Source organism: Blautia hominis, assembly GCA_002270465.1.
Taxonomy (GTDB): Bacteria; Bacillota; Clostridia; order Lachnospirales; family Lachnospiraceae; genus Blautia; species Blautia hominis.
Window position 1 is genome coordinate 975,901 of record NQOF01000001.1, and the last position, 25,101, is coordinate 1,001,001.

Sequence of the window (25,101 nt, forward strand, 5' to 3'; positions counted from 1 at the left end):
ACTAATTTATTCATATCTAATTTGACAAACTTGCGTAATAAGTGCCTTCTTCGCTTCAGTTCTCCTTCCTCTCTCTTTGAAGGTGTCCTCTTAGAATTGCGTTCACTACTAAACTGTCTTTTTCATACTGTCCACAGAAATAAGTGAACTGCCTCATGCACTGCCTGAGCGTCCCATACCGAACTGTTGCTGGTCAGCAAATTTTTCTGGAAAATTTTTAAATTTTTTTCTAAAAACGTGTTGACATTTGGCGAAAGGTATAGTATATTATGTCTTGTCGTTAAGACATGCGCGAGTGGCTCAGTTGGTGGAGCGCGACCTTGCCAAGGTCGAGGCCGCGGGTTCGAGTCCCGTCTCGCGCTCTATTTTTTTGTCAAAAGGACGGACATCTTTCAAAGATGCCCGTCCTTTTTCGTTCTGCATTTTAACTATGCATAAATACTCCCCGCTTTTCTCACAAGCTCTTCCAGAAGTGTCTGCATTTTCCCAATCACCGGATGACTGCCCAGGCCATATTCTCCTGCCAGCCGCTCCATTCTCGGAAATGCCAGCCAGGTACTGCCCACCGCATCCTCCCAGAGAGCGATCCTTAGAGGAAGTTCCAGGGAAATACTCTGGTCTTCCTGCATCAGCCCGGTCCCAACCTTGGGTGCCCCGAAAACAACCACGGTGGTCGGCCTCAGGGATAAACCTGCCTCCTCCGCATTTTTTGCATGGTCAAATATGGCAAATACCGGGATCTTCTTTTCCTCCAGGATAATCTGCAATCGTCTGACCATATCCTCCACCGGGAACTGCCCTTCAAGGAGATACAATTTATTATCATCGTAATTGGTGGACAGCAAATCTCCGAAAGCACCTGCAATTCTTCTTCCCAGGTTCGTAAAATCTATTCCCTCCTTATTGGACAGAAGCGTGACGCATACCAGTTCATCCGGGTGAGTGAACCTGCTTAGGAAAGAAGAATACCCCGGAACAGAACCCTTGATATCCATCAGTCCTCTGTGTTTATAAAACTGCCATCCTGCCACTCCAGGCACTTCTCTGCCGTCCGGCAGGTTCCATGGCGCATAGACAAGCTTTCTGTGCTCCGGCTTATGGATCAGCACCCCGCCTGCCAGCCCGATATCCCAGAAAGATATATCCTGCGCGGATGCCCAGATATCCCCCACACCCCTAAGGGCTGAGGATGCAGCCCGCTCTGTCTTTCTGCCTGCTATGTCATAACTTGCCGCCGGTTCCGTAGGGTCTATGTACTTTCCGTCTTTCTTAAAAAGCTGATGAATGTTCTCTGTCAGAGACACATCCTCATGCCGGAAATTTTCCAGGTCCTCCGCAAATCCTGTCCTCTTAAGCCCAAGGAAACGGATCTGCCTTTCCATCACAAAATCGTGATACGTTTCACCACTTACGCGTTCTACAATCTCTGTCAGCATCAAAAAGTTTGCTGCACTCCATTCTACATCCGTACCCGGAGTAAAATGCAGTGCTTCTCTGTATATCAGCGCAAGCATCTCTTGAAATTCCCATTCTCTATAAATGTCAAACCCGTCTTTTCGGTAATCCGGCAGCCCTGACGCATGGCGGAGCAGCTGCAGGATTTCGATATTATGCCATTCCTTTGGTACTTCCGGTATGTGATCCCCCAGCTTATCTTCAAGTCCCAGCTTTCCATCCTCAAAAAGCTGCATGACAGCTACAGCCGCGAATGCTTGGGAAATGGGACCTGCCGGCCACATTGTGTTCGCAGAAGCCAGCCTTCTCTCACCTGTATCTGACAGTCCATACCCCACTACCCTTGGAATATACGGTGCTTGGACAATTGCCAGGGTAAGTCCCGGAATCTCTTTTTCCTTCATAAACTCCCATACCATGGAATCCACACTCTGTCCAAGATATGACACATCTGCACTGCCTCTCATTTTCATAACTTCGTGTTCTTTCGTATTCATAGCTGCTCCCTTCCTGAGCATCAGGCTCAGAATATAAATCCTCATCACGTTTTTGTAACTTTAATTATTACATTTATACTGTAACTATATCAGTTACATTTTATTTTGTCAAGAAACATTTACAGATTGACCGGAAATTTTCTCCATCTTATAATAAAAGAAAACGCGTAACTGTGAAGGTAGGGAGCCGGCACGAAAACTCTTTTGCCGGGAAAGGAAAAATATATGCTTAACACAGAAGAAATAAAACGTCTTGTAGACAACCACAGACCGGAGCTCATTCAGGCCGCTGACCGTATCTGGGAATTTGCTGAGGAGCGCTTCTCAGAATTCAGATCCTGTTCGCTCCAGATGGATATCCTGAAAAATCATGGATTTGCCGTCAGTTCCCCCTGTTCCACGCTGCCCACCGCCTTTATGGCCAGATATGGGAGCGGTCATCCGGTTATCGGGTTTCTCGGTGAATACGATGCGCTCCCGGGCCTGTTCTGGCCGACTGACAGTATTCATCCGCCCACCGAAGCGTCTGCTTCCACCGGTGCAAAAAGTTGCGGACACGGGTGCGGCCACAATCTTTTGGGCACCGGCGCACTGGGAGCTGCCCTTGCGGCAAAAGATTATATGGACCTTAAAAAAACCGGTGGAACCATTATTTATTACGGCTGTCCGGCTGAAGAGAACGCTGCAGGTAAGGCCTTCATGATAGAGGCCGGTTTCTTTGAAGGAACAGACATCTGTCTTTCCTGGCATCCTCACTTTAAATCCGGACTATTCAATGATTCTCTTGCTAACTGCCGTGTCTCTTACCGCTTCCAGGGAACCAGTGCCCACGCTGCCCAATCTCCCCATATGGGAAGGAGTGCTTTGGATGCCTGTGAACTGATGAACGTAGGTGTCAACTACCTCCGTGAGCATATGATCGATGAGGCCCGGGTCCATTACGCTTATCTGAACTCCGGCGGCACTGCGCCAAATATCATCCCTGCCGAAGCTGAAGTTTTCTACGCCATCCGTGCTCCCCGCACGGAGCAGGCAGAGGCATTAAAAGAGAGGGTAAACAATATTGCCAGAGGTGCAGCCCTCATGACAGATACCACTGTGGAGATAGATGAAAAATGTATCTATGAAAGTTTTCTGCCCAATCAGACACTTGACGATCTGGTACTGAAATATCTTGACCGCTTTCTGCCGCTTTCTTATACAGATGAGGAGATGTGTTATGCTGCACGTTTTGTGCCATTTGGCAATTTACCGGACACCCCGGATCCGATTGATACCGTCCCGGATTTTTCTCTTCACAGAAAGACCAGTATTTCCACAGATGCCGGAAATGTCAGCCAGAGGATCCCTTCTTCTGCTTTCATGGTAAACTGTTACGCAAACGGTTCTCCTCTTCATCACTGGAGTGTGACTGCACAGGGCAGATCCTCTATAGCACACAAAGGAATGCTGGCCGCTGCCGGAATCCTTGCTTCCTGTGCCTGTGAGATTTTGCTGCATCCCTCTGTTGCCGTTCAGGCCAGGCAGGAATTACTGCGTTTACAGGACAAAAAAAGGGACGAGAAAACCTGAAAAACAGGTTTCCTCCCCCGTATAAAGTCTAACGTATTTTTTGACCTTAATGACAATTCTTATTTTGAGATTATTTCGGCCTTACAAGTAGAAATAAAAACCGGATTACTGTTATTCTGGTCAACAAGAACTACTAATCCATACAGGTTCTTCAGTACCCGCCCCTGTCCGACAGTCTGACCGCCTGCCTTGATTTCAACCCCAGCCGTGCCCACCGGCAGATAGGAACGGACAGCAGCTTCACAATTTGCGCAGCAGCCTGTTGGTGTGGGGTTGGGAGCCGGAAGATAGACAATATCATTATTGTAAGCTGCACTGGTGATTTTGACGGCTGCAATTCTGCAGATAGATACCGCCTCCTGTGCTTCCCCCTGGCTATTTACCAGTTGAAAAAGTCCTGCATTAGGATTTGTATTTGGAGCGGGCAGAAGGCTGCCGGGCCGACCGCTAACATTATTTCCGCTTTCCATTGAAATCACTATATTATCCCTTGGATAAAGAGTTATAATCTGTCGGAGTAAATCTCTCATCTGCGCAACACATGCACACCCTGCGGCGCCTCCTGCAGGGCCTGCCGGACCTGTGGCCCCTGTGTTTCCGGTAGCTCCTGTGGCTCCCGTAGCCCCTTTTTCTCCAGCGGCTCCAGTAGCCCCTGTGGCTCCTTTCTCTCCAGCCGCTCCTGTAGCCCCTGTGGCTCCTTTCTCTCCAGCCGCTCCTGTAGCTCCCGTAGCTCCCTTTTCTCCAGCCGCTCCGGTAGCTCCTGTGGATCCTCTTTCTCCAACCGCTCCGGTAGCTCCCGTAGCCCCTTTCTCTCCAGCCGCTCCGGTAGCTCCCGTGGCTCCTTTCTCTCCAGCCGCTCCGGTAGCTCCCGTAGCTCCTTTCTCTCCAGCCGCTCCGGTAGCTCCCGTGGCTCCTTTCTCTCCAGCCGCTCCGGTAGCTCCCGTGGCTCCTTTCTCTCCAGCCGCTCCTGTAGCTCCTGTAGCTCCTTTTTCTCCAGCGGCTCCTGTAGCTCCCGTGGCTCCTTTCTCTCCAGCCGCTCCGGTAGCTCCCGTGGACCCCGTTGCTCCCTTTTCTCCAGCCGCTCCGGTAGCACCGGTAACTCCAGCCGGAATCGTAAATAACAGTTGGGCCCCATTAGGCGTAAATGTTTCATCAACAGCGGCGTCCGTTCCCGGGTCACCGGTCACTGTTCCTGCCACAGTGATCACAGGCGTCATACCTGTGGCCCCGGTAGCCCCGGTTGCACCTCGCGATCCATCGGCTCCTGTAGCGCCTGTTGCTCCCCGCAATCCATCCGCTCCTGTAGGCCCCGTGGCTCCTCGCATTCCGTCTGCTCCCGTTGCGCCCGTAACCCCTCTGGGTCCGATTGGTCCCATTGGCCCAATGGGTCCCATAGGACCTTCCGGGCCGGGACAGCAGCATCTTTTCCCATGACATATGGGACAACATCTTGTGTCCTCACATCCTGCTGCATGCACATTATTATCTCTGTCCGCCGCAGCACTCTCTTCTTTTCCATATCTACAATTATCACTCATAATATCACATCCATTTCTTTTAGCAGTTCAAGACTGCTAATACATTGTATGTTAATGTCAAATGGATGTTCAAAACTTAATAAATTCAGGTTCTTCCCCGAAAATAATTTCTATTATATAAAACAGCCGGGGAATCCGGCTTATACTCCCCTGCCCTGTCGTTATAGGCCTCCGCCTCCGCGTACCTCCCCAACCTATCACAGCAGACACAAAGCTGCATTGCCGGGATGTAATTGTAACAGTCCGGAAGCACAAAGCCTCCCCTGGTTAAATCCATTTTGCATTCCAGTGCAGTTTTATACCAAAACTCAGCGATTTCATACCTGCCTTCTTCCATGAAATATTTTCCAATATCACAGCAGATCTCTGCCCTGGGCACATCGTATTCCAGGCTTTTCAAAAGCGTTCTCAACGATACGGCACGTTCCCCTGTTTTCTCATAACATTCTGCCATGACCCTACATGCCTCTATCTTATTTTCGATCCATGCATCCGCCCGTTCCAAAAAACCCCGGAGCGTCTCTGCCGCCTCCTTATATTCCTCATGATAATAAAGTTCACGGGCATAATAATATAACTCACGGGCATTGAGGCATTTCCCCTCTGCAAGCATTTTTTTATAAATATTGAGATTCCTGTCCGGATTCCCAATACCTGTTTTTTTATGGGAAACAGCCACATCTGAGTAAACAATATTTCCCTCTGGCGCTATCACCTCATGTACGGCTCCCTGCCACAAAAATCCCCGCAGATTCCGTATCAGACGCTCTCTGTAATATCCCAAAACAGCATTCCCATTTTCATCAAAACCCGTGTCGTACCGCATCATCACAATGTCCGTATCCGGGGACAGTTCACGTTTCAGCTTCAAAAAAGCCCCTCTGTCTTTTTCAGACAAAACATCATCCGCATCCATCCACATACAATACTCCATAGATGCCTTGGAAAACGAAAAATTCCTGGCCTCTGAAAAATCATCCGTCCATGGAAAAGAATATATTTTTTTGGTATATTGGCCAGCAATCTCTTTTGTTCTGTCCTTTGACCCGGTATCCACAATAATGATCTCATCCACCAGGTCCCTGACCCCTGACAGACAGCGCTCCAGTACCTTCTCCTCATCCCTGACAATCATACATAAACTCACAGATATCATGCCTTCCATCTTCCTTCTCACGCAGTTCGGCCCTCTGGATCCAAGAGCCGTCTCGTAACACAATATGCCGCTGTATGCCTAATCGTCCATAATAAAAATCAGAAAAGGACATGATCCTTGATCACGTCCTTAAAATAGCACTCAATATATACTGGCTGTTCGGGAAATTCTTATGGGTAATATCCTCCAGACGGATCAAATCCACGTCCAGCCACAATTCTTCCGCAACGATCATTAGATGAGAAAACATGATACCAAAATTAAATTCCTCATATTTGCCCAGATGGTTCATATTATGCTTCTTGGCAAACACGTGAATTCTGTTATCATAAACTACAAACCGCCACGGCTGGCTGTTCATACTGGAAGGAGCCAGACGTGCGGAATCCAGAAGCTGCTTCATCCACTGCCTCGGAACCTCCTTGTACACACAGAGGTCCTGCAGGTCCATGCGCTTGGCCTCCACGGCCTTTCTGGTATGGCTGCCCCGGCTGTATCCAAATGCCATGAGGATCACAAATTTCAGATTCCCCTTGTGCGGATTCCCTGCCTTTGGCTTCACACCGCCAAAGAAACAGGTCCCCAGCCCTTTGGCACACATAAAGAGCGCAAGCTGCTCCATAATATAACCCGCGTTCATCATGGCCCGGTCTTTCTCCTCTGAGTAAAAGGCAATATAATACGGAGCCTTTATGCCCAGCAGATGTATTCTTTTATTTTGTCCCTTAGTATTATCTATAATAGAAATCTCCGTATGGATACCGGGATTTAACCCTTCAATCTGGCTGTAATACTCTCTGATCTCATTCAGCAGAGCAGCCTTCACCGGTTCCATCTCATAGCTTCGGACTGATTTCCTTGAAAATATCGCTTCGTATAAGTTCATACTCTCACCTTTTAATTTTTCCGTAACAATATTGTAACATATAATCGGGGAATTGCAATGCCTAAATCGAGGGTTTTTCAAATTCTTTTGTATTTTTTTTAAAACTTATTGACAATGGGCTTATAAACGCGTATTATTGTATTAAGCAATTAGTACAGTAATACAGGAGGTGTTACATTATATGTCGTGGAAACTAAATCCAGATCGGCCTGTCTATGTACAGCTGATCGAGCGTATCACAACCGATATCATCGCCGGCATCTATCTGCCGGGGAGTAAACTTCCATCTGTGCGGGACCTGGCACAGACTGCCGGTGTGAATCCCAACACAATGCAGAAAGCCTTGTCAGAGATGGAACGTACGAACCTGGTATACAGCCAGAGAACCAGCGGAAGATTCATTACGGAGGACCTTAGTATGATAGATAGTCTGAAAACAGAACTTGCATCTGAACAAGTCAAAGAGTTTCTTGAAAAAATGGAAAAAATAGGCCTGTCTAAAGAGGACATCATAGGGCTGATCCAAAAAGTGAGCGAGGAGGAGAAAAAATGAGTACGATTTTTGACTGCCGGGGCCTGACAAAACGTTACGGCAATAAACTGGCACTCGACCACATCGACTTATCACTGGAGCGTGGTAAAATTATCGGTCTGCTTGGCCCTAACGGCAGCGGCAAGACCACATTGATCAAACTGCTGAACGGGCTTCTGGTTCCCACTGAGGGTGAAATCTTTATTGACGGCAAGGCACCCGGTGTGGAGACAAAGAAGATCGTATCCTATCTGCCGGAACGCACTTATCTGAACCGATGGATGAAGGTCTCTGATCTGATCTCCTATTTCTGTGACTTTTATGCGGATTTCGACAGGTCCCGGGCTTATGATATGCTGCAGAAGCTGAATATCAACCCTAACGACCGTTTAAGCACCATGTCCAAAGGTACTAAGGAAAAAGTACAGCTCATACTGGTCATGAGCCGCAGAGCCAGCCTGTACTGCCTGGATGAGCCAATCGCGGGCGTGGACCCTGCAGCCAGGGATTATATCCTTTCCACTATTATCAACAACTACGACGAAAATGCAACCATCCTTATTTCCACTCATTTGATCTCCGATGTGGAAAACATTCTGGATGATGTGATCTTTATTCAGAACGGCCATATCCGCATGCAGGACAGTGTGGACAATATCCGCCTTGCAAAAGGCATTTCTGTGGATAGTCTGTTCCGGGAGGTGTTCAAATGTTAAAGAAACTATTCAAATATGAGTGGAGGTCTGTTTCCACACTACTATTTATTGTACACGGAGCGCTTTTAGTTTATGCACTTATCGGGCGTATGGGATATCAAATTTATTTTTCAAAATATCTCTCTGATTCCAGCAACACCGTCATGGGAATCACAACTATGTTTTATGTGACCGTTTATGTTTTGGGGATCATGGCGGTCCTGCTCATGACCATGCTCTATCTGGCGATGCATATACAGAAGAGTTTCTTTTCCGATGAGGGCTACCTGACCCACACGCTTCCGGTATCACCCACACAGCTTTTGCTGTCTAAAATGTTTATCTATTGGATCTGGACAATACTTGACATTATTTTTGTAGTCATCTCCATCGGTATCCTGCTGATCAATAAGGATACCTGGCCTGCTTTCACTCATGTATTGGGGGAAATGTGGCACTCCCTCAGTTCCCTGAGCGGATTTTCGGATATCATGAATACCATTATCTACCTGCTGTCCATTTTCATTGATTTCTTCTGCTTCTCTACGGGGCTGTTGATCTTTGCCATCTGCCTGGGCAGCCAATTTAAGACTCATAAAGTCATGGGGTCCGTACTGTCCTTCTTTGGCATTGTTATTGTAAGCAATATCGTAAATCTTATCATTAGCGGAATCACTCTTCCCGGTGGGATCGGAGCAACCCTAATGGTCACACGTGCCGGTGAGACTGTCGTAAACTATTCTTATATCGTGGAAACTATATGGTATCTCTTAGCCGGTATTTTCTTCTTCTTTGGCAGCAGATACATCTTGTCAAAAAAACTGAATCTGGAGTAAGGTATCAGAAAAAAATGGCACAGAACCTGTTCGCAAGGTTCTGTGCCATCTCTTTTTATATCCTGCTGCAATGGATACAGCATCTTTACAGATACATTTCTTATACCATTCTGATCTTCTGTCCCACAAGGCTCTTCACTGAGTAATTACCGTTTCCACCTTCCACATGTACCAGGATCTCTCCGTCACAGCACCGGGCATGGGCTTTCATTACGGTATTTCCTTTGCAGTCCGGAATTTCCACTTCCGCCTCTTTTCCATCCGCAAATACGGACAGAAGGAGGGTCACACCGTCCGCAAAATCATACTCCGCTTCCCGGTCATTGTTTCCTATGGGCAGAATAGTATTTTCTTTCACCATGAGCGGCAGAGAATGATAGTCATGGACTTCCTTATACCAGGTTCCGCCTTCCCGTGTCTCCCCTGTGATCAGGTTCACCCAGGTTCCCTTTGGCAGATAGTAATCCACTTCGCCTGACTCCTTAAAGATGGGAGCAGCAAGCAGAGAAGGACCGAACATATACTGGCGGTCCAGTGTGTCGCAGGCTCTGTCCTGGGGGAAATCCAGGAACATGGGCCGCAGAACCGGTGTCCCGTATGTATGGGAGCGCACAGCCTGCCCGTACAGATACGGCATAAGACGACATTTTAGGTTGACAAATTCTTTCAGCACCACGCAGGCTTCCTCATCAAAAAGCCACGGCACGCGGTAAGAGGAAGAACCGTGCAGACGGCTGTGTGAACTTAAAAGCCCGAATTGGCACCAGCGTTTGTAAATATCCGCGGGAGCTGTCTGCTCAAATCCACTGATATCATGGCTCCAGAAACCGAAACCGCTGAGAGAAAGGGACAATCCGCCCCGCAGGGTCTCCGCCATGGAAACATAGGTAGCTGAGCAGTCACCACCCCAGTGTGCCGGGAATTTCTGTCCGCCTACGGTGGCAGAACGGGCAAAGAGGACAGCATCGCCTTTTCCTCTTTCTTCCTCCAAAAGTTGGAATACCGTCTGATTATATAAATAGGTATAGTAATTGTGCATCTTAACCGGGTCTGAGCCGTCAAAATAAGCAATATCCTTTACAGGCACCCTTTCACCGAAGTCTGTCTTAAAGCAGTCCACCCCCATGTCCAAAAGTGTCTTCAGTTTGCTCTGATACCATGCACAGGCATCCGGATTGGTGAAATCCACAAGTCCCATTCCCGGCTGCCACAGATCTGTCTGCCATACACTTCCGTCTGTGCGTTTTACCAGATATCCATTCTTACTGCCTTCCTCAAACAGACAGGATCTCTGGGCAATATAAGGGTTGATCCATACGCAGATTTTCAAACCTCTGTCATGGTACCTCTGCAGCATGGATTTGGGATCAGTAGTCACATTTGGATCCCATTTGAAGTTACACCACTCAAAAGCCTCCATCCAGTAACAGTCAAAATGGAACACATGCAGCGGAATATCCCTGTCAGCCATCCCCTGTATAAACCCGGAGGTGGTGTCCTCATCATAATCTGTTGTGAAGGAAGTGGTGAGCCAAAGGCCAAAGGACCAGGCCGGAGGCAGTGCCGGTTTTCCGGTCAGCTCTGTATATTTTTCCACGGTCCCCATTGGGCTTTGCCCGCTGATGAAATAATAGTCCAGGCGCTCCCCTTCCACGGAGAACTGGATCCTCTCCACCTTCTCGCTGGCGATCTCGTAAGCCACGTCCCCCTCATTGTCCACCAGGACGCCATATCCCTTGTTGGTAATGTAAAACGGTATATTTTTGTAGGCGATCTCACTGGCTGTGCCGCCGTCTTCATTCCACATCTCAACAGTCTGCCCGTTTTTCACAAACGGTGTAAAACGCTCGCCAAGGCCGTATACATACTCATCCACATCAATGAGGAGCTGTTCCACCATATAATTCTTACCGGTTTCCCTGTTATGCATGTGTGCAAGATTGCGGAAGCTGGACTCTGTCAGGAATTTCTCCCCCTCATAAAAAGCAAGCTTGTACGCATTGGGGGTCTTGTGGATCACAGCTTTCAAACTGCCGCTTGCAAAGGTAAGACAATCCTCTGTCTCGGTGATCTCTGCATGGGGATGGTTATTTTTTATTTCCGCAAAAGGCCCTTTATAAAGCGCGCCTGCATGGTGAACGGCAGACACCTTGATAACCCCCTCCATGGGTGTTGAAAGAGTGACGGTCAGCATGGGAATATTAAGGGCATCCCCTCTGCCCGCAATATGCTTTCCGGGAAGATAAACCACAAGTTCATCTCCCTTAACGGTATGGCCCGCGTATTCTACGGCGTAGGCCGGGGTCATTTCGTCTCTTAACAGCCAATATCCATTGGTAAATCTCATAGCTGTGATTCCTCCAGTTCTTCTATTTTTGGTTCATGCTTTTTCAGTACCCGCTCCATAAATTCAGAACAAAGCAAAGCCGCTCCTCCCGGCACAACGATCATGGTATAGGGTATCCATGCCACGATGGCGGCGGAGGATACCAAAATAAACAGCAGCACAACCGTTGTCAGGAAATAACGCCCTGTCATGAACATGGACAGCTTCAAAATCCATCCCATCGGCATTTCAAATCTGGAAAGCGCAGGGAAGGCATAGCAGAGCATGCCTGCTGCATATATACTGACACCATAGTACAGACAGATAAAAAACAATCCTATATATCCTGAAGTCTCTGCCTGCAGGATCCCCACATTTAACTGCAGGATAAACAATACCACCGCAAAAAGGATTTCAAGAAGGATACCGTCCTTTAAATTCCTTCTGTATGATCTCAGAAACTCTTCCAGTACATATCCCTCTTCTTTTTTGATCACCTTCACTGCAGTATAGTACATGGCAGTTGTAGATACACCGATCGTTATGATGGGGAGACATCCAATCAGCCAGAATAAACTCAATACAATTGTATTGAATATCTTATCTATCACCTTTACATATTTACCGTCATAACCAAATATCGTACCATTGCCCATATGTCATCCCTGCTTTCTTTCCTTTTCTTTCACCTGCCGGCAGACAGCCTGCTCTGCCCGGCTGCCGGATCCGTTTAAAAAATGTCTTCCAGTTCCCCTGCCTTTACAAATACCGGAATGCTGTCATACGGAGCAGCGCACGTATACCCGGCACCGCCGTCGTATATCCTGTTGTCATTGATGTTCTTCCATTTTCCCTCCGGCAGATAAACATTCCGTTCTCTGACCCCTTCATACAGTACAGGGCAGACCAGCACTTTACTTCCGAACATATATTGGTCCTCGATCTCCCATGCTTTTTTGTCATCCGGGAAATCATAGAACAACGGACGCATGATGGGTGTCCCTTTTTCATGGGCATCCTGCATCAGTGTCTTCACATACGGGCGCATCTTCTCACGCAGTTCCATATACTTTTTGCAGATTTCGTATACTTCTTCCCCGTAGCTCCACACCTCGTTTTCCGCTCCGCTTATATGTTTTCCTCCTCCCGTAGTTCCAAGAGGCTCTTTGAACGGTTCACGGAATCCGTGCAGCCTCATGACCGGGCAGAACGCACCAAAGGCAAACCATCTGACAAAGCACTCTTTAAATGCATCATCATGGATGTTGCCGCCATGGAAGCCGCCGATATCAGTTGTCCACCACGGAATACCGGCGATTCCCATGTTAAGTCCTGCTGCAAGCTGGTTTCTCAGCGCGCGGAAAGAGGAGTCAATATCACCGGACCAAACAAGCGCACCGTATTTCTGGCTGCCTGCCCATGCGCAGCGGAGAAGATTCACAATGTTCTCCTGCCCCTGTGCCTCCATGCCCTCATACGCCATACGCGCGTAATATTTGGGATATAAATTTCCCACTTCCATATCTGCACCCAGGAAATAGCGGTAATGTTCAAATTCATATCCTGTAAATTCAGGCTCTGCCTCATCCAGCCAGAAGATTTTAATACCCAGGTCATAATAATTTTTCTTTATCTTTTCCCACACATAATTTCTCCCGTCAGGGTTGGTCACATCTATGATGCAGGCATCCCCAAGCTGTCCAATCCGTTTTCCATACTCCGAGCGGGTCAGATAGCCCAGTTCCGTCATTTCCTCATAATTCTCGCTCTCCGCATCCACGGTAGGCCAGATGGATACCATCAGTTCAATCCCCATCTCTTTTAATTCCCTGACCATGGCTGCCGGGTCCGGCCAATAGTCTTGATCGAATTTCCAGTCTCCCTGATGGGGCCAGTGGAAGAAATCTACAACGATGACATCTATGGGAAGGCCTCTCCTCTTATATTCCCTGGCAACCTCCAGAATCTCATCCTGGGTCTGGTAACGCAGCTTACACTGCCAGAATCCCATGCCGTAATCCGGCATCATGGGAACTTTTCCGGTGGCATCCGCATAGGCCTCCTCGATCTCAGCCGGGGTATCCCCCGCGGTGATCCAGTAATCCATCTGCTTGGTTGACTCTGCGATCCATTCCGTAACGTTTTTTCCGAAAGTCACCTGACCAATAGCCGGGTTATTCCAGAGGATCCCATATCCCCTGTCTGACAGGGCAAACGGAACACTTGCCTGTGAGTTCCTGTGAGCAAGCTCAATGATACAGCCCTTCACATTCAGATATGGCTGCTGGTACTGTCCCATACCGTAAAATTTCTCATTCTCATATGCTTCAAACCGAACGGTCAGTTTAAAATTATCGGAGCACTGGCGGGGATGGAAGGTGCGGGGTACGATCTCCAGCGCGCTGGCAAATTTGCCGCTTCCCTCATACATGTCCCTGGTGCGGTCATACTCTTCCAAAAGGAGCTTTCCATCCTGATTATAATATTGAAGCACCCCGTTGTCCATGACTTTACAGGTTAATCTGCCGTTGGTGATAACCGCCTTTTTCCCCTCAATGGAAATCTGTACATCTGTGTCCTTTGGCTCAAGAAGCGCACTGTCTGTATCAGGAATAAATTCACTTCGCTGTGTGGCACGCACACGCAGGCTGTTCTCCCCCCACGGCTCGATCAGGAGTAATTCCTTATCCTGCCTTCTGTATAACTTGTTACCCACTTGTTTCAGCATTCCAATACCTCCTCTTTCCAGAGCTTTTTTAGCCTGTCCAAATCCGTTATCAGGCACACTCCGGTCTTGTTTTCATATTTTGCAAAAGGGCTGCCCCAGTTTTACGTGCAGCAGCCCCTTCCATTTAGAAGTTCAATTCATAATCATCTTAGAAGTTCAATTCATAATCATCTTAGAAGTTCAATTCATAATCATCTTTTGTAAAGAGCGGAATCTGATCAATAGGTGCAGCCACAGCCACTGTCTGTCCGCCCTGATAAGTCTCGCCTGTCCATACATGTTTCCAGGAAGCCCCTGCAGGAAGATATACTTCTTTTTCCTTCTGGCCTTTTTCCATGACCGGGGCAACTAATAGTTCAGGTCCGAACATATACTGTGTCTCATTTTCCCAGCACATTTTGTCCTCCGGGAAATCATAGAACAGAGGCCTCATGACAGGAGTTCCCTTTTCATGGGCTTCCTCCATCAGACTGCGCACATAGGGGCGCATGGCTTCCCGCATTTCAATGTATTTCCTGCAGATTTCATAAACCTTATCCCCGTAGGACCAGATTTCATTGGGTGCTCCGGATACACACGCTGCGCCGCCTGTTGTCCCATACTGAGGCTGATATGGCATACGGTAGCCGTGCAGCCGCATAACCGGGCAGAAGGTACCGTATTCAAACCATCGGATCAGCACTTCATGGAAATCCTCGTCGTAGATGTTTGCTCCGAAAAATCCTCCGATATCCGTTGTCCACCACGGAATCCCCGCGATTCCCATATTAAGCCCTGCTGCGAACTGGTTCTGAAGGCTCTCAAAGGAGGAATGAATATCCCCTGACCATACCAGTGCTCCGTATCTCTGGCTTCCTGCCCATGCACAACGCAGCAGATTGACAATATTCTCCTGCCCCTCTTTTTTCATACCTTCAAAGAAGGTCTGTGCATACATTGCCGGATAGATATTTCCGATCTGGACATTCGGCCCCAGATGATAGCGGTAGTTCTCAAAATCATACACCGTATATTCCGGTTCTGCTTCATCCAGCCAGAAAATCTTCACACCCTTGTCATAATAGTTCTGCTTTGCCTTATTCCACACATACTCTCTGGCTTCCGGATTGGTCGGGTCATACTGGATGGTGTTGCCCATATAAGTGTTGTCAATGCGGACACCTTTTTCCACCCGTGTGAGAAGGCCTTTTGCCTTCATCTCCTCAAAATTCTCACTTTTATAGTCCACCATAGGCCAGATGGAAACCATCAGTTCTATTCCCATCTCCTTCAGCTCTGCGATCATAGCATCCGGGTCAGGCCAGTATGTCTCATCAAATCTCCAGTCCCCCTGTTTCGGCCAGTGGAAGAAATCCACGACAATGACGTCAATGGGAATCTGGCGGCGTTTATACTCTCTGGCCACCTCCAAAAGTTCTTCCTGTGTCTGGTATCTGAGCTTACACTGCCAGAATCCCATGCCGTATTCAGGCATCATGGGAACTTTTCCTGTGGCATCCGCATAGGCTTCTTCAATTTCGGCGGGGGTATCTCCTGCTGTGATCCAATAATCCAATTTCTTAGTGGATCTTGCTTCCCATGTGGTGATATTTTTATTAAAGCTCACACGGCCCACTGCCGGATTATTCCATAAAAATCCATAACCCAGAGATGACAATGCAAAGGGCACGCTGGCCTGTGAATTTCTGTGTGCCAGCTCCAGCTCCGCCCCTTTTACGTTTAAGAACTTCTGCTGGTACTGTCCCATACCGTAAAGCTTCTCCTCAGGATTGGATTCAAACCGCATGGTGAGCTGGTAATCGCCTCCGATGATAGGTTTAAATTCCCTCGCCTCAACCTCCAGAGAACTGCAGGTATCTGCAAACATGTCCTCTCTGTTGCGGACATATTCTTCCAGAAGCACTTCCCCTTTCCGGTTGTAAAAGGTTATCTTTCCGATATTATTTACTACTGCTTTGATATCCCCATTGGTGATCTCTGCGGAAAAATCATGTATCACAACTTTGGCTTCCTGGCATCCCTCCGGTTTACCGTCCAGTGCCCAAAGCTCCTCCGGCATCTGGGGCATCTTGGAGGCGCGGACACGGAGGCTGTTTCGCCCCCAGGGTTCCACAATGACACGCTCCGCATCGTAACGGTAATACAGTGCATGATCCTTTTCCTCAAAATATCCCAGCAAAAACTGATTGTCTGAACGAAAATCTCCTGTTGATGCATCTTCTCTTTTTATAATATCCGTCATTTCTTGTCCTCACTGTTATAATAAACTGCTGCTTTTTATTCTTTCACCGCACCTGCCGTCAGGCCGCCTACAATGTATTTCTGCAGGAAGACAAACAACAGGATGACCGGCAGTACTAAAATCGCTCCATATGCCATGATACAGTTCCATTTTGTGCCGTATTTACTCTGGAATTTATAGATGTTGGCAGTCAATGGACGCATATCCGGTTTCACGTTAAATGTCATGGAGTATGCCAGGTCATTCCAGCCGCCCAGGAAGGATATGACCACAACCGTGATAACACCCGTCTTGATCGCCGGGATCATGATCTTGAAGAAGGACCGGAACACACCACAGCCGTCAATCCTGGCAGCATCATCCAGGGACGTGGGCACACTCTTGAAATATGGCCTCAGGGTTACAACAATAAACGGTACCGATCCGGAAGCGATTGCCAGGGATGGGCCTAAGTAGGTTCCTAATAAATGCAGTTTGTTGAAGATCAAGTACATAGGTGTCAGCATAAGGGATGCGGGAAGCATCTGTGTTACAAGGAAAGTGAGCAGGAATACTTTTCTGCCCGGTACTTTATAACGCCCCATACCGTAAGCTGCCGGAATACCAAATACCAGCGAGATCACCATGGATAAAAATGCAATACAGATACTGTTCTTCAGGGATGACAAAAACTCTGCATCCTGGAAGTTTTTGATCCATGGCTCTAATGTGAAGGTGTGCGGATAATATGTCACCAGCTTGCCAAAAGATTCCGCGTCTGATTTAAACGACATTGCCAGGATCCAGTAGATTGGAAACAGGAACAGAATGGCAACGATAACCGCAATAACACAGTTGATAATATTTTTTCTTTTCTCTTTGGAACTTGTTATTTTTACTTTTCCTGCCATTCTAATCATCCTCCTTTGATATGAGCCGCAAGTAGAATAGTCCGACAATGAACAGACATGCGAATAAAATGATCGCTGCTGTGGAACCTAAGGAAAATTCATACTGTTTGAAGGACAACGTATAAGCATAAGTACCGAGAACATCCGTCGAGTTCAAAGGTCCGCCGCTTGTCATGACAAACATCAGATCGAATGCTTTAAATGTATAAATAAAACCTAACATAAGCACAGATAAAATTGCCGGTTTCATAAGCGGAAGCGTGATATAAAGAAATCTCTGGATCGGGTTTGCACCGTCAACCTCCGCACTCTCATAAATCTCCGTTGAAATTCCTGTAAGACCCGAGGTCAGAAGCAGCATATTAAACGGAATACCAACCCAGCAGTTGACTGCAATGATAGCGATCATAGCCGTACTTCCATTGAGAAGCCATTCCACCGGAGCATTGATCAGCCCTATCTTCATCAACAGATCATTGATCACACCGCTGGATACATCGAACATATTCTTGCCCAGCAAAGCCGTAACGGACATTGGCATCATATATCCCACCAAGATCATACCACGGATCGGGCCGGCAAGTGTAAATTTCTTTGAGAAAAACAGTGCAAAAATAAATCCGATCGTAAACTGGACAACCAAACATCCGATGGTAAAGATAAAAGTATTTTTGAATACCATCAAAAATGTTTCATTGTGAAATAATTCTATGTAGTTAGACAGGCCGACAAAGACATCCGTTCCGCCTTTGAAGGTTTTCACATTTACGTTCCTAAAACTGAGTACAAAGTTATAAACAAGCGGATATCCCAGAACAACCAGCATATAAATGAATCCCGGAAGGATAAAGGTATAACCTTCTCTTCTCTTTTTCGCCGCCATGGACATTTTCATGGATTTCACCCCTCTTCCAAATTCCTATCAATTTCTTTTAAAAAGGTTTAAGATGTATCGCTGTGATACACCTTAAACCTTGTCTTACAGTCAGCATCCAGACTTGTTGTAACCCTTCGGACATCTGAGCGGTTACAGCTTATTCTGTTTTACTTCTGTACAGCAATAGGTGTTTCTTCCAAAATAGGTGAAATCGTTGCCTGCGCCTCTTTCAGTGCTTCTGCCGGGTCTTTGTCACCCAGTAAAGCTGCCTGCTCCGCTTTGTACAGTGCTTCGGAAATTGTAGGCCATGACTCGTGAGGTCCCCTTGCCACTGCAAATTCCATGGAATCGTTGAATACTTTGTATCTTTCATCTGCTGTCCAGAAATCTTTCAGCTCAACTGCGTCTGCACGAACTGGTAATTTGCCTGCGATCTCACACCAGTCTGCAGTGTTCTGTGCGGACTGCATATATTTCAGGAATTCAGCACATTCCTCCACATTCTCGGAACCGCTGCATACGCCGAAGTTCTCACCGCCGATAACTGTAGCCTGCTCCTCACCTTTTGGCATCGGAGCATACTTGTATTCCCATGTCACATCCTCTTTATTATCTGTATCTAAGGTAGCGATCTGCCATGTACCGGATTCCAGCATGGCTGCTTTGCCTGCGATCCAGGCATTATAAGCATCGCCCTGTCCCCAGTTTACAGCTTCTTTACTCATATACCCGTCTTTTACCAGGTCACTTAAAAATGTCAGGGCATTTACTGCCTTGTCGCTGGAGACATCTGTGATGTCTGCGCCTGCGCCATACAGCCACGGTATGAACTGGAATGTTCCCTCTTCGTTTGCGATGGCTGACATAGCAAATCCGTAAACTCCGTTTGCCTCGTCTGTGGTCTTTTCACAAGCTTCTTTGAACTCATCCCATGTTGTGGGCGGATTTTCAATGCCTGCGGCTTTCAGAAGATCCATGTTGCACAGCAGTGCCAGACAGTTTGAGTTATTGGGCAGTCCGTAATATTTTCCGTCCGCATCCATACAACTGCTCAGAGGTCCTTCATAGAACTGGTCCAGATCAGACCATCCTTCCAGATACTCCGAGATATCTGCAAACACACCCAGAGAAATGTAGGAAGCCATATCCGGTGAATCCACCATTCCGATATCGGGCAGCTCTCCTGATACAGCACCGATAGTATACTGTTTCATCAATTCGTCACGTGATACAAAAGTAGGTACAATGTAGATGTCACTCTGCTCCTCGTTGTATTTCTTTACAACTGCGTTTAAGGCGTCAGCCTCGTGCTCAAAATAATGCCAGAGGGTAACTTCTTTTCCGCCATTCGGTTCACCTATGTCTGCTGCGGTGGCTTCTGTTCCTGTTTCCGTCTCCGCCGCCCCGGTATCCGCATCGTCCGTGGTATCCTCTGCCCCGGTATCCGCACTGTCGGTTTTCGTGTCACCGCCTCCGGAACTGCCGCAGCCTGCGGTCATGGTCAGCACCATTGCAGATGTCATGGTCAACGCCAATGTCTTAACAACTTTCCTCTTCATTTTGTTTCCTCCTTTTGTTTTTTCGTTTCTTAGGATGTCATTATTATAGCGTTTATATCATATTTCAAAAACCGACGCTTTTAATATGGGGATTAATTTTTTAGGGTATTTTTTTAATATCGGAGTAAAAAATTAATATTTATTATTTTCCCTTGTATATTTTGTACATCATATTCATATAATAACAGCATTTTACACACAAAAAAGCGAGACATTATCGTCTCGCTTTTATAAACTCCGTCACATTGACTCCAGTCTCTTCCTTAAAACATTTGTTGAAATACTTTGGGTCTGAAAATCCTACACTATACAGCACTTCGTCCTTTGAAATTTCCCCTTCCAGCAGCAGCTCCTGGGCTTTCTCGATGCGGTACCTTCTGAGAAATCTGGAAAAATTCTCCCCCACGTCCCGGCTGAACAGATAACTGAAATATTCCGCACTGACTCCCAGGTCTGCAGCCAGGTCTTTCTGAGAGATCTTAGAGGCATAGGAACATTCTATAATATGCATTGCCTTTAAGATCAGCGGGTGCGCGTTGGGGTATCTGCTTTTTAAATCCCTGTTCTCCTTATCCCAGGTAACGCTGCTGCATTCTTCCAGCCTGTGGATCACGTCCTCTATATCTTCAGGTACCAGGGGTTTGACCAGATAATCCGTAACCCCCAGAGAGATTGCCTGCCTGGCAAGTTCAAACTCCTCATACGCACTGATAATAACAAATTTTATCTTCATATCCTGGGCTCTGGCAGCCCTGATCAGCGATATTCCATCCATATAAGGCATTTTAATATCAGTAAAGACCACATCAGGCTCCAGAATCTTCATAAGTTCAAATGCTTCTTTCCCGTCTGCAGCCTCACCGACTATTTCGTGCTTATCTGACACCATCATGATCAGATTTCTAAGGCCTCTGCTTGCCCTCTTCTCATCTTCCGCAATAAGTATTCTCACATCAATTCCTCCTCCTGGCATATCTCACTTTCGCTCTGCTTTTTCAGCTCTGATTCCGGGATGGGAATCCAGAATGTAAAGGAGGTTCCGGATTCCGGACATGTGTGCATCTGAATATCCAGGTTTTCTCCATAATACATACGCATTCTTGTAACAACATTCAAAATTCCGATGCCTACCTTTTGACGCTGCAGTACAGGCGCCTTTCCTTTTGACTCCAGGATATTCTTTATGACTTTTTCCGTATCTGCATCAATTCCGCTTCCATTGTCCTTTATCTCTATCCTCAAACGGCCTTTTTCCTCCGACACGGTAATTTTGACCATTCCTCCCTCATGCCTTCCCTCAAACCCATGAAGGATAGAGTTTTCTACAAAAGGCTGGAACATAAGCTTGCAGCACGGCCAATAACCATATTCCTCCTCAAAATCAATAGAATATTCAAATACATTCTCAAATCTTGTCTTCTGCAGGTAGAGGTACTGGTCGATCCAGGCAATCTCCTGGTACAGGTACACATCCTGGCATTTCTGGTCAAAGGTATAGCGGAGGATATTAGACAGCTTCTTGATGAGGACAGATACCTGCCTGTTTCCCGCTTCTATGGCTTCATAATTAATAGTGCCCAGAGTATTGCATATAAAATGGGCATTTATCTGGGATTCCAATGCCTCCCGCTCGGCCTGGTGCTGCCGTTCGATGGAAGCAAGCGTCTCCTCATGCTGCCTTCTCATAGCTATGTTCTTTTCTTCCAGAGCTTCTATCATTCGGTTGTACTCGTCTGCCAGCTGCCAGATCTCATGTTTTCCTTCTATGGATATCTTACTGTGAAAATTTCCCTTTTTTACAGTTTTAATGGACTCTGAAATCTTTGTGACCGGCTTTAGCAGATAGCGCATAAAGAAAACCGTCAGAAATATGTAGGCAGCCAGAATCAAAATATAGATGATCACACCCCTGTTATAGATCTGGTCCACATGTTCCTGCATTTTCCGTTCATCCATCAGAATGTTCATGGTCCATCCGAAATAGCCCAGCTGGCGGCTGATGACCTGTATATCATCATCCCGCACCAGGTCATCTTCTGAGGTGCCGATATATTTGTCCATATTATGATACAAGATCTGTCCATTCTCGTCTGCAATGTATCCCTGGGCATATTTCACTTTCGGTATCTCCACTGTGTTCAGAAATTCTTTGAAAACATCCATATTATAGCTGACGATCAGGACATACTTCACCTTTTTCAGACCGGTCCTGTTGCCAATCAGGGGATAAGCCACGTGAAAAAGCTTCAGGTCAGAATCCTGGGGATGCACTCCCGGCTCTGTGGATGCCATGTACAGAGGGATGTAATAATTATTTGTATTATTCATGACTTCCTGATACATTTCACGCAGATACTTATCATTGTCACTGTCCCACATGGCCCCATCTGAGCGCTTATACCTGTCGTACTGGCACATCAGGCCATCTTCACCTACAATGGCTACCGCCACCGTATTTTTTATATAATCATAATCTGACAAAGTGTTATATAACGCATTATATCCGTTGCTGTCATAAAAGGACTGCACCCGGTTATAGATATCTGAGGATACCACCATCTCACTGCCGAAATTTATATGTTCTTTAATGGAGTAATTCACATTTTTCTGAACGGATACCAACACCGCATTTTCTGTTTCAAAGCTCTGATCCACCAGGTAATTCAGGTATTCATTTTTCAGATATCCCTGAAATACAAGGGCCATTACCAGGACCGCCAGTGAAAATACAAGAACAAATGAAGATACGATATGCTCTTCAAAATATGTTTTTATCTTTCTGTATAAATGCATGGGACCCCTCTTCCTTCTTGGCGGCGTCCATACCGCTTACTCTGTCTTACTGTCTGCCGCCTTCACTTCCTCTGCCACCACCAGGATCTGCCCGTCCACATCCTTTTTGAACTGTTCCCAGGCATCCGGATGGTCTACAAAGTATTTGGGGCAGATTTTCTCTGTCACATCATAATGGCGGATAACATCACTGCTCTCCAGGCCGAAACGGTAGCAGAGCCATCCCACCAGTTTGACCAGAGAATCATATGTTGCCTCCGTAAATTCACCGGTCTCGTCCTTGTGACAGCACTCAATGGACAGCGTATCATCATTGCGTGAGTTGGATGCATAGGCAATCTCTGAGCTGGGGATACACTGGACGATCTCCCCCTCAATGCCTATGACAAAGTGGCTGCTTACTTTTGTCTCATGGCTGTCTTTCAGTCCTTCAAAATAGTTTCTGTTTTCCGCTGCCGTACTTCCCGGATTGGCCGTATAATGCACCACGATACCCTTTATCTTCTTCAGGGGGATACCGGGCCTTGAGTATTCATTCACATCCAGCAGATTGACCTCAAAAGGCGGCGCCCCTATAAAACTGCCGTTCTCCTGCGTAACCTGTGCCTCCAGTTTATCCAGCCTGGCATCCTCTACCTTCCCTGTCACGATTTTTATGACCCCTGCTGCAAAAATAATCCCCAGAAGAACCAGGCCAAAAAGCATAAGCCTTCTGTTTCTCTGTTTCCTTCTGTTTACCCTTCTGTAATCTCTCCTGCTATGACCTCTCCTTTGTCCCATAAGCGTTTCTCCCCATTATCTATGTACTTTTCCCGCAACTGTTTGTCCCCACTATCTATGTACTTTTCCCGCAACTGTTTCTCCCCACTATCTATGTACCTTTCCCGCAACTGTTTCTCCCCACTATACAGCGGGGTGTACGTTTCTCTTCACGGCTGACTTCCCCTGCAAAAGGCAAAAGGCTGTTGCCACTTTAGCAACAGCCTCTGTTCTTGTATCAATAGGAGATACACACTGCCCGTGCTTCCTATTATTCGTCTACACTGTAATTCGGTGCTTCTTTTGTAATGTGAATGTCGTGCGGATGAGATTCTTTCAGAGACGCAGCTGTGATCTTCACAAACTGTCCTGTCTGTTTCAGAGTCTCAATATCTTTTGCTCCGCAGTAACCCATACCGGAACGGAGACCACCCACTAACTGGAAGACTGTATCCTCCACATGGCCTTTATAAGCAACTCGTCCTTCTACGCCTTCCGGAACCAGTTTCTTAGCATCCTGCTGGAAGTAGCGGTCCTTGCTGCCGTTCTCCATTGCGGCGATGGAGCCCATACCGCGGTAAACTTTGTATTTTCTTCCCTGGTATAACTCAAAGTCTCCGGGGCTTTCGTCACATCCTGCGAAGATACTGCCCATCATGCAGACATTGGCCCCTGCTGCAATGGCTTTTGTCATATCTCCTGAATATTTGATACCGCCGTCTGCGATAATCGGAATGCCCGCCTCTTTTGCTACAGCATAGCACTCCATAATAGCCGTGATCTGCGGTACGCCGATACCTGCAACCACACGTGTGGTACAGATGGAACCGGGACCGATACCAACCTTCACAGCATCCACACCGGCCTCGATCAGGGCTTTTGTTGCTGCTCCGGTTGCCACATTGCCTGCAACTACCTGCAGATTCGGATGTTTTGCTTTGATCTCTCTGACAGCTTTGAGAATGTTGGCAGAATGTCCGTGTGCAGAATCCACAACAATGACATCAACCTGTGCCTCCACTAATGCGTCCACACGGGCCATAACATTGGCTGTGATGCCTACTGCGGCACCGCACAGCAGTCTTCCCTGCTCGTCCTTTGCGGATAACGGATATTTAATCTGTTTCTCTATATCTTTAATGGTAATAAGACCTTTTAAGTTGAAGTTTTCATCGACAATCGGAAGTTTTTCTTTTCTTGATTTTGCGAGGATCTTTTTCGCTTCCTCTAAAGTTACACCTTCTCTGGCTGTGACCAGATTCTCTGATGTCATGCTTTCTTTGATCTGCTTGCTGAAGTCCTCTTCAAATTTCAGGTCGCGGTTGGTGATGATTCCCACCAGCTTCCTGCCTTCTGTGATCGGAACACCGGAAATACGGAATTTCGACATTAAATTGTTGGCATCCTCCAGGGTATGCTCAGGTGAAAGGTAGAAGGGATCTGTGATAACACCGTTCTCGGAACGCTTTACCTTGTCCACCTCGTCCGCCTGTGCTTCCACAGACATATTTTTATGGATGATACCGATACCTCCCTGTCTCGCCATGGCGATCGCCATACGGTATTCGGTAACGGTATCCATCCCTGCACTCATCATCGGAATGTTTAACTTCACTTTTTTTGTCAGATTAGTCGACAAATCAACTTGATTGGGGATCACTTCAGAATATGCCGGAACCAGCAGCACATCGTCGAAAGTAATGCCTTCACCAATAATCTTACCCATTTTCGTTCTCCCTTCGTTTGTTTATAGTAAAATA

General features: G+C 47.0%; 19 protein-coding genes and 1 tRNA gene. 5 read left to right on the top strand and 15 right to left on the bottom strand.

The window, feature by feature from the left end:
• Positions 1–289: 289 nt before the first annotated feature.
• Positions 290–362, top strand: a tRNA-Gly gene (locus CI595_RS04455).
• Positions 363–428: 66 nt separating this feature from the next.
• Here the strand turns inward: CI595_RS04455 and CI595_RS04460 are convergent.
• Complete coding sequence (locus tag CI595_RS04460) at positions 429–1,952, bottom strand: serine hydrolase (RefSeq protein WP_095172083.1); 1,524 nt, start codon at positions 1,950–1,952, stop codon at positions 429–431.
• Between the two features lie 225 nt (positions 1,953–2,177).
• Between CI595_RS04460 and CI595_RS04465 the strand changes: the two genes are divergently transcribed.
• On the top strand, positions 2,178–3,524 hold the full coding sequence (locus CI595_RS04465) for an amidohydrolase (RefSeq protein ID WP_095172084.1): 1,347 nt from the start codon (positions 2,178–2,180) through the stop codon (positions 3,522–3,524).
• A gap of 59 nt (positions 3,525–3,583) precedes the next feature.
• On the opposite strand, the gene CI595_RS04470 is transcribed toward CI595_RS04465, so the two are convergent.
• From CI595_RS04470 to CI595_RS04480, 3 genes are all read right to left on the bottom strand, one after another.
• Positions 3,584–5,062, bottom strand: a complete 1,479-nt coding sequence (locus CI595_RS04470; RefSeq protein ID WP_095172085.1) for a collagen-like domain-containing protein — start codon at positions 5,060–5,062, stop codon at positions 3,584–3,586.
• A gap of 85 nt (positions 5,063–5,147) precedes the next feature.
• Positions 5,148–6,218, bottom strand: a complete 1,071-nt coding sequence (locus CI595_RS04475) for a tetratricopeptide repeat-containing glycosyltransferase family 2 protein (RefSeq protein WP_095172086.1) — start codon at positions 6,216–6,218, stop codon at positions 5,148–5,150.
• A gap of 121 nt (positions 6,219–6,339) precedes the next feature.
• Positions 6,340–7,104 carry a nitroreductase family protein gene (locus CI595_RS04480; protein ID WP_095172087.1) on the bottom strand — a complete coding sequence of 255 codons (765 nt, stop codon included), beginning with the start codon at positions 7,102–7,104 and terminating at the stop codon, positions 6,340–6,342.
• A 181-nt stretch (positions 7,105–7,285) separates the two neighbouring features.
• Between CI595_RS04480 and CI595_RS04485 the strand changes: the two genes are divergently transcribed.
• The 3 genes from CI595_RS04485 to CI595_RS04495 are packed head-to-tail and all read left to right on the top strand — an operon-like array spanning position 7,286 to position 9,167.
• Positions 7,286–7,657: a GntR family transcriptional regulator gene (locus CI595_RS04485; protein WP_095172088.1), complete on the top strand. Its 372-nt coding sequence runs from the start codon at positions 7,286–7,288 to the stop codon at positions 7,655–7,657.
• Positions 7,654–8,352, top strand: coding sequence for an ABC transporter ATP-binding protein (locus CI595_RS04490; RefSeq protein WP_095172089.1), 699 nt, complete (start codon positions 7,654–7,656; stop codon positions 8,350–8,352). Before CI595_RS04485 ends, CI595_RS04490 begins: the two co-directional genes overlap by 4 nt.
• A complete protein-coding gene (locus tag CI595_RS04495; protein ID WP_095172090.1) occupies positions 8,346–9,167 on the top strand; it encodes a hypothetical protein in 822 nt (273 codons plus the stop codon). Before CI595_RS04490 ends, CI595_RS04495 begins: the two co-directional genes overlap by 7 nt.
• Before the next feature lie 100 nt (positions 9,168–9,267).
• Here the strand turns inward: CI595_RS04495 and yicI are convergent, their stop codons facing one another.
• From yicI to guaB, 11 genes are all read right to left on the bottom strand, one after another.
• A complete protein-coding gene (gene yicI, locus CI595_RS04500) occupies positions 9,268–11,514 on the bottom strand; it encodes an alpha-xylosidase (protein WP_095172091.1) in 2,247 nt (748 codons plus the stop codon).
• Positions 11,511–12,149: a YesL family protein gene (locus CI595_RS04505; protein ID WP_095172092.1), complete on the bottom strand. Its 639-nt coding sequence runs from the start codon at positions 12,147–12,149 to the stop codon at positions 11,511–11,513. The genes yicI and CI595_RS04505 overlap by 4 nt, the downstream gene beginning before the upstream one ends.
• 74 nt (positions 12,150–12,223) lie before the next feature.
• A complete protein-coding gene (locus CI595_RS04510) occupies positions 12,224–14,221 on the bottom strand; it encodes a glycoside hydrolase family 31 protein (protein WP_095172093.1) in 1,998 nt (665 codons plus the stop codon).
• 172 nt (positions 14,222–14,393) lie between these two features.
• On the bottom strand, positions 14,394–16,463 hold the full coding sequence (locus tag CI595_RS04515) for a glycoside hydrolase family 31 protein (RefSeq protein WP_095172094.1): 2,070 nt from the start codon (positions 16,461–16,463) through the stop codon (positions 14,394–14,396).
• A gap of 35 nt (positions 16,464–16,498) precedes the next feature.
• On the bottom strand, positions 16,499–17,353 hold the full coding sequence (locus tag CI595_RS04520) for a carbohydrate ABC transporter permease (protein ID WP_095172095.1): 855 nt from the start codon (positions 17,351–17,353) through the stop codon (positions 16,499–16,501).
• A 1-nt stretch (position 17,354) separates the two neighbouring features.
• Positions 17,355–18,248 carry a carbohydrate ABC transporter permease gene (locus tag CI595_RS04525; protein WP_095172096.1) on the bottom strand — a complete coding sequence of 298 codons (894 nt, stop codon included), beginning with the start codon at positions 18,246–18,248 and terminating at the stop codon, positions 17,355–17,357.
• 149 nt (positions 18,249–18,397) lie between these two features.
• Positions 18,398–19,789 carry an ABC transporter substrate-binding protein gene (locus CI595_RS04530; protein WP_095172097.1) on the bottom strand — a complete coding sequence of 464 codons (1,392 nt, stop codon included), beginning with the start codon at positions 19,787–19,789 and terminating at the stop codon, positions 18,398–18,400.
• A 214-nt stretch (positions 19,790–20,003) separates the two neighbouring features.
• On the bottom strand, positions 20,004–20,741 hold the full coding sequence (locus CI595_RS04535; RefSeq protein WP_162291806.1) for a response regulator transcription factor: 738 nt from the start codon (positions 20,739–20,741) through the stop codon (positions 20,004–20,006).
• Entirely contained in the window at positions 20,738–22,582 is a 1,845-nt protein-coding gene (locus tag CI595_RS04540; protein ID WP_095172099.1) for a sensor histidine kinase, read from the bottom strand. The genes CI595_RS04535 and CI595_RS04540 overlap by 4 nt, the downstream gene beginning before the upstream one ends.
• Before the next feature lie 36 nt (positions 22,583–22,618).
• Positions 22,619–23,362 (bottom strand): peptidoglycan recognition protein family protein, encoded by a 744-nt coding sequence (locus tag CI595_RS04545; RefSeq protein WP_095172100.1) that lies wholly within the window; start codon positions 23,360–23,362, stop codon positions 22,619–22,621.
• A 250-nt stretch (positions 23,363–23,612) separates the two neighbouring features.
• Positions 23,613–25,067 (bottom strand): IMP dehydrogenase, encoded by a 1,455-nt coding sequence (gene guaB, locus CI595_RS04550; RefSeq protein ID WP_095172101.1) that lies wholly within the window; start codon positions 25,065–25,067, stop codon positions 23,613–23,615.
• Positions 25,068–25,101 lie beyond the last annotated feature (34 nt).

Bases quoted from the DNA above. Each gene is read 5' to 3' on its own strand.
- CI595_RS04475 (WP_095172086.1), bottom strand. From the start codon at position 6,218: ATGATATCTGTGAGTTTATGTATGATTGTCAGGGATGAGGAGAAGGTA.
- CI595_RS04545 (WP_095172100.1), bottom strand. From the start codon at position 23,362: ATGGGACAAAGGAGAGGTCATAGCAGGAGAGATTACAGAAGGGTAAAC.
- CI595_RS04525 (WP_095172096.1), bottom strand. From the start codon at position 18,248: ATGAAAATGTCCATGGCGGCGAAAAAGAGAAGAGAAGGTTATACCTTT.
- yicI (WP_095172091.1), bottom strand. From the start codon at position 11,514: ATGAGATTTACCAATGGATATTGGCTGTTAAGAGACGAAATGACCCCG.
- CI595_RS04490 (WP_095172089.1), top strand. From the start codon at position 7,654: ATGAGTACGATTTTTGACTGCCGGGGCCTGACAAAACGTTACGGCAAT.
- CI595_RS04480 (WP_095172087.1), bottom strand. From the start codon at position 7,104: ATGAACTTATACGAAGCGATATTTTCAAGGAAATCAGTCCGAAGCTAT.
- CI595_RS04530 (WP_095172097.1), bottom strand. From the start codon at position 19,789: ATGAAGAGGAAAGTTGTTAAGACATTGGCGTTGACCATGACATCTGCA.
- CI595_RS04505 (WP_095172092.1), bottom strand. From the start codon at position 12,149: ATGGGCAATGGTACGATATTTGGTTATGACGGTAAATATGTAAAGGTG.
- CI595_RS04520 (WP_095172095.1), bottom strand. From the start codon at position 17,353: ATGGCAGGAAAAGTAAAAATAACAAGTTCCAAAGAGAAAAGAAAAAAT.
- CI595_RS04510 (WP_095172093.1), bottom strand. From the start codon at position 14,221: ATGCTGAAACAAGTGGGTAACAAGTTATACAGAAGGCAGGATAAGGAA.
- CI595_RS04540 (WP_095172099.1), bottom strand. From the start codon at position 22,582: ATGCATTTATACAGAAAGATAAAAACATATTTTGAAGAGCATATCGTA.
- CI595_RS04515 (WP_095172094.1), bottom strand. From the start codon at position 16,463: ATGACGGATATTATAAAAAGAGAAGATGCATCAACAGGAGATTTTCGT.
- CI595_RS04465 (WP_095172084.1), top strand. From the start codon at position 2,178: ATGCTTAACACAGAAGAAATAAAACGTCTTGTAGACAACCACAGACCG.
- CI595_RS04495 (WP_095172090.1), top strand. From the start codon at position 8,346: ATGTTAAAGAAACTATTCAAATATGAGTGGAGGTCTGTTTCCACACTA.
- guaB (WP_095172101.1), bottom strand. From the start codon at position 25,067: ATGGGTAAGATTATTGGTGAAGGCATTACTTTCGACGATGTGCTGCTG.
- CI595_RS04485 (WP_095172088.1), top strand. From the start codon at position 7,286: ATGTCGTGGAAACTAAATCCAGATCGGCCTGTCTATGTACAGCTGATC.
- CI595_RS04470 (WP_095172085.1), bottom strand. From the start codon at position 5,062: ATGAGTGATAATTGTAGATATGGAAAAGAAGAGAGTGCTGCGGCGGAC.
- CI595_RS04460 (WP_095172083.1), bottom strand. From the start codon at position 1,952: ATGAATACGAAAGAACACGAAGTTATGAAAATGAGAGGCAGTGCAGAT.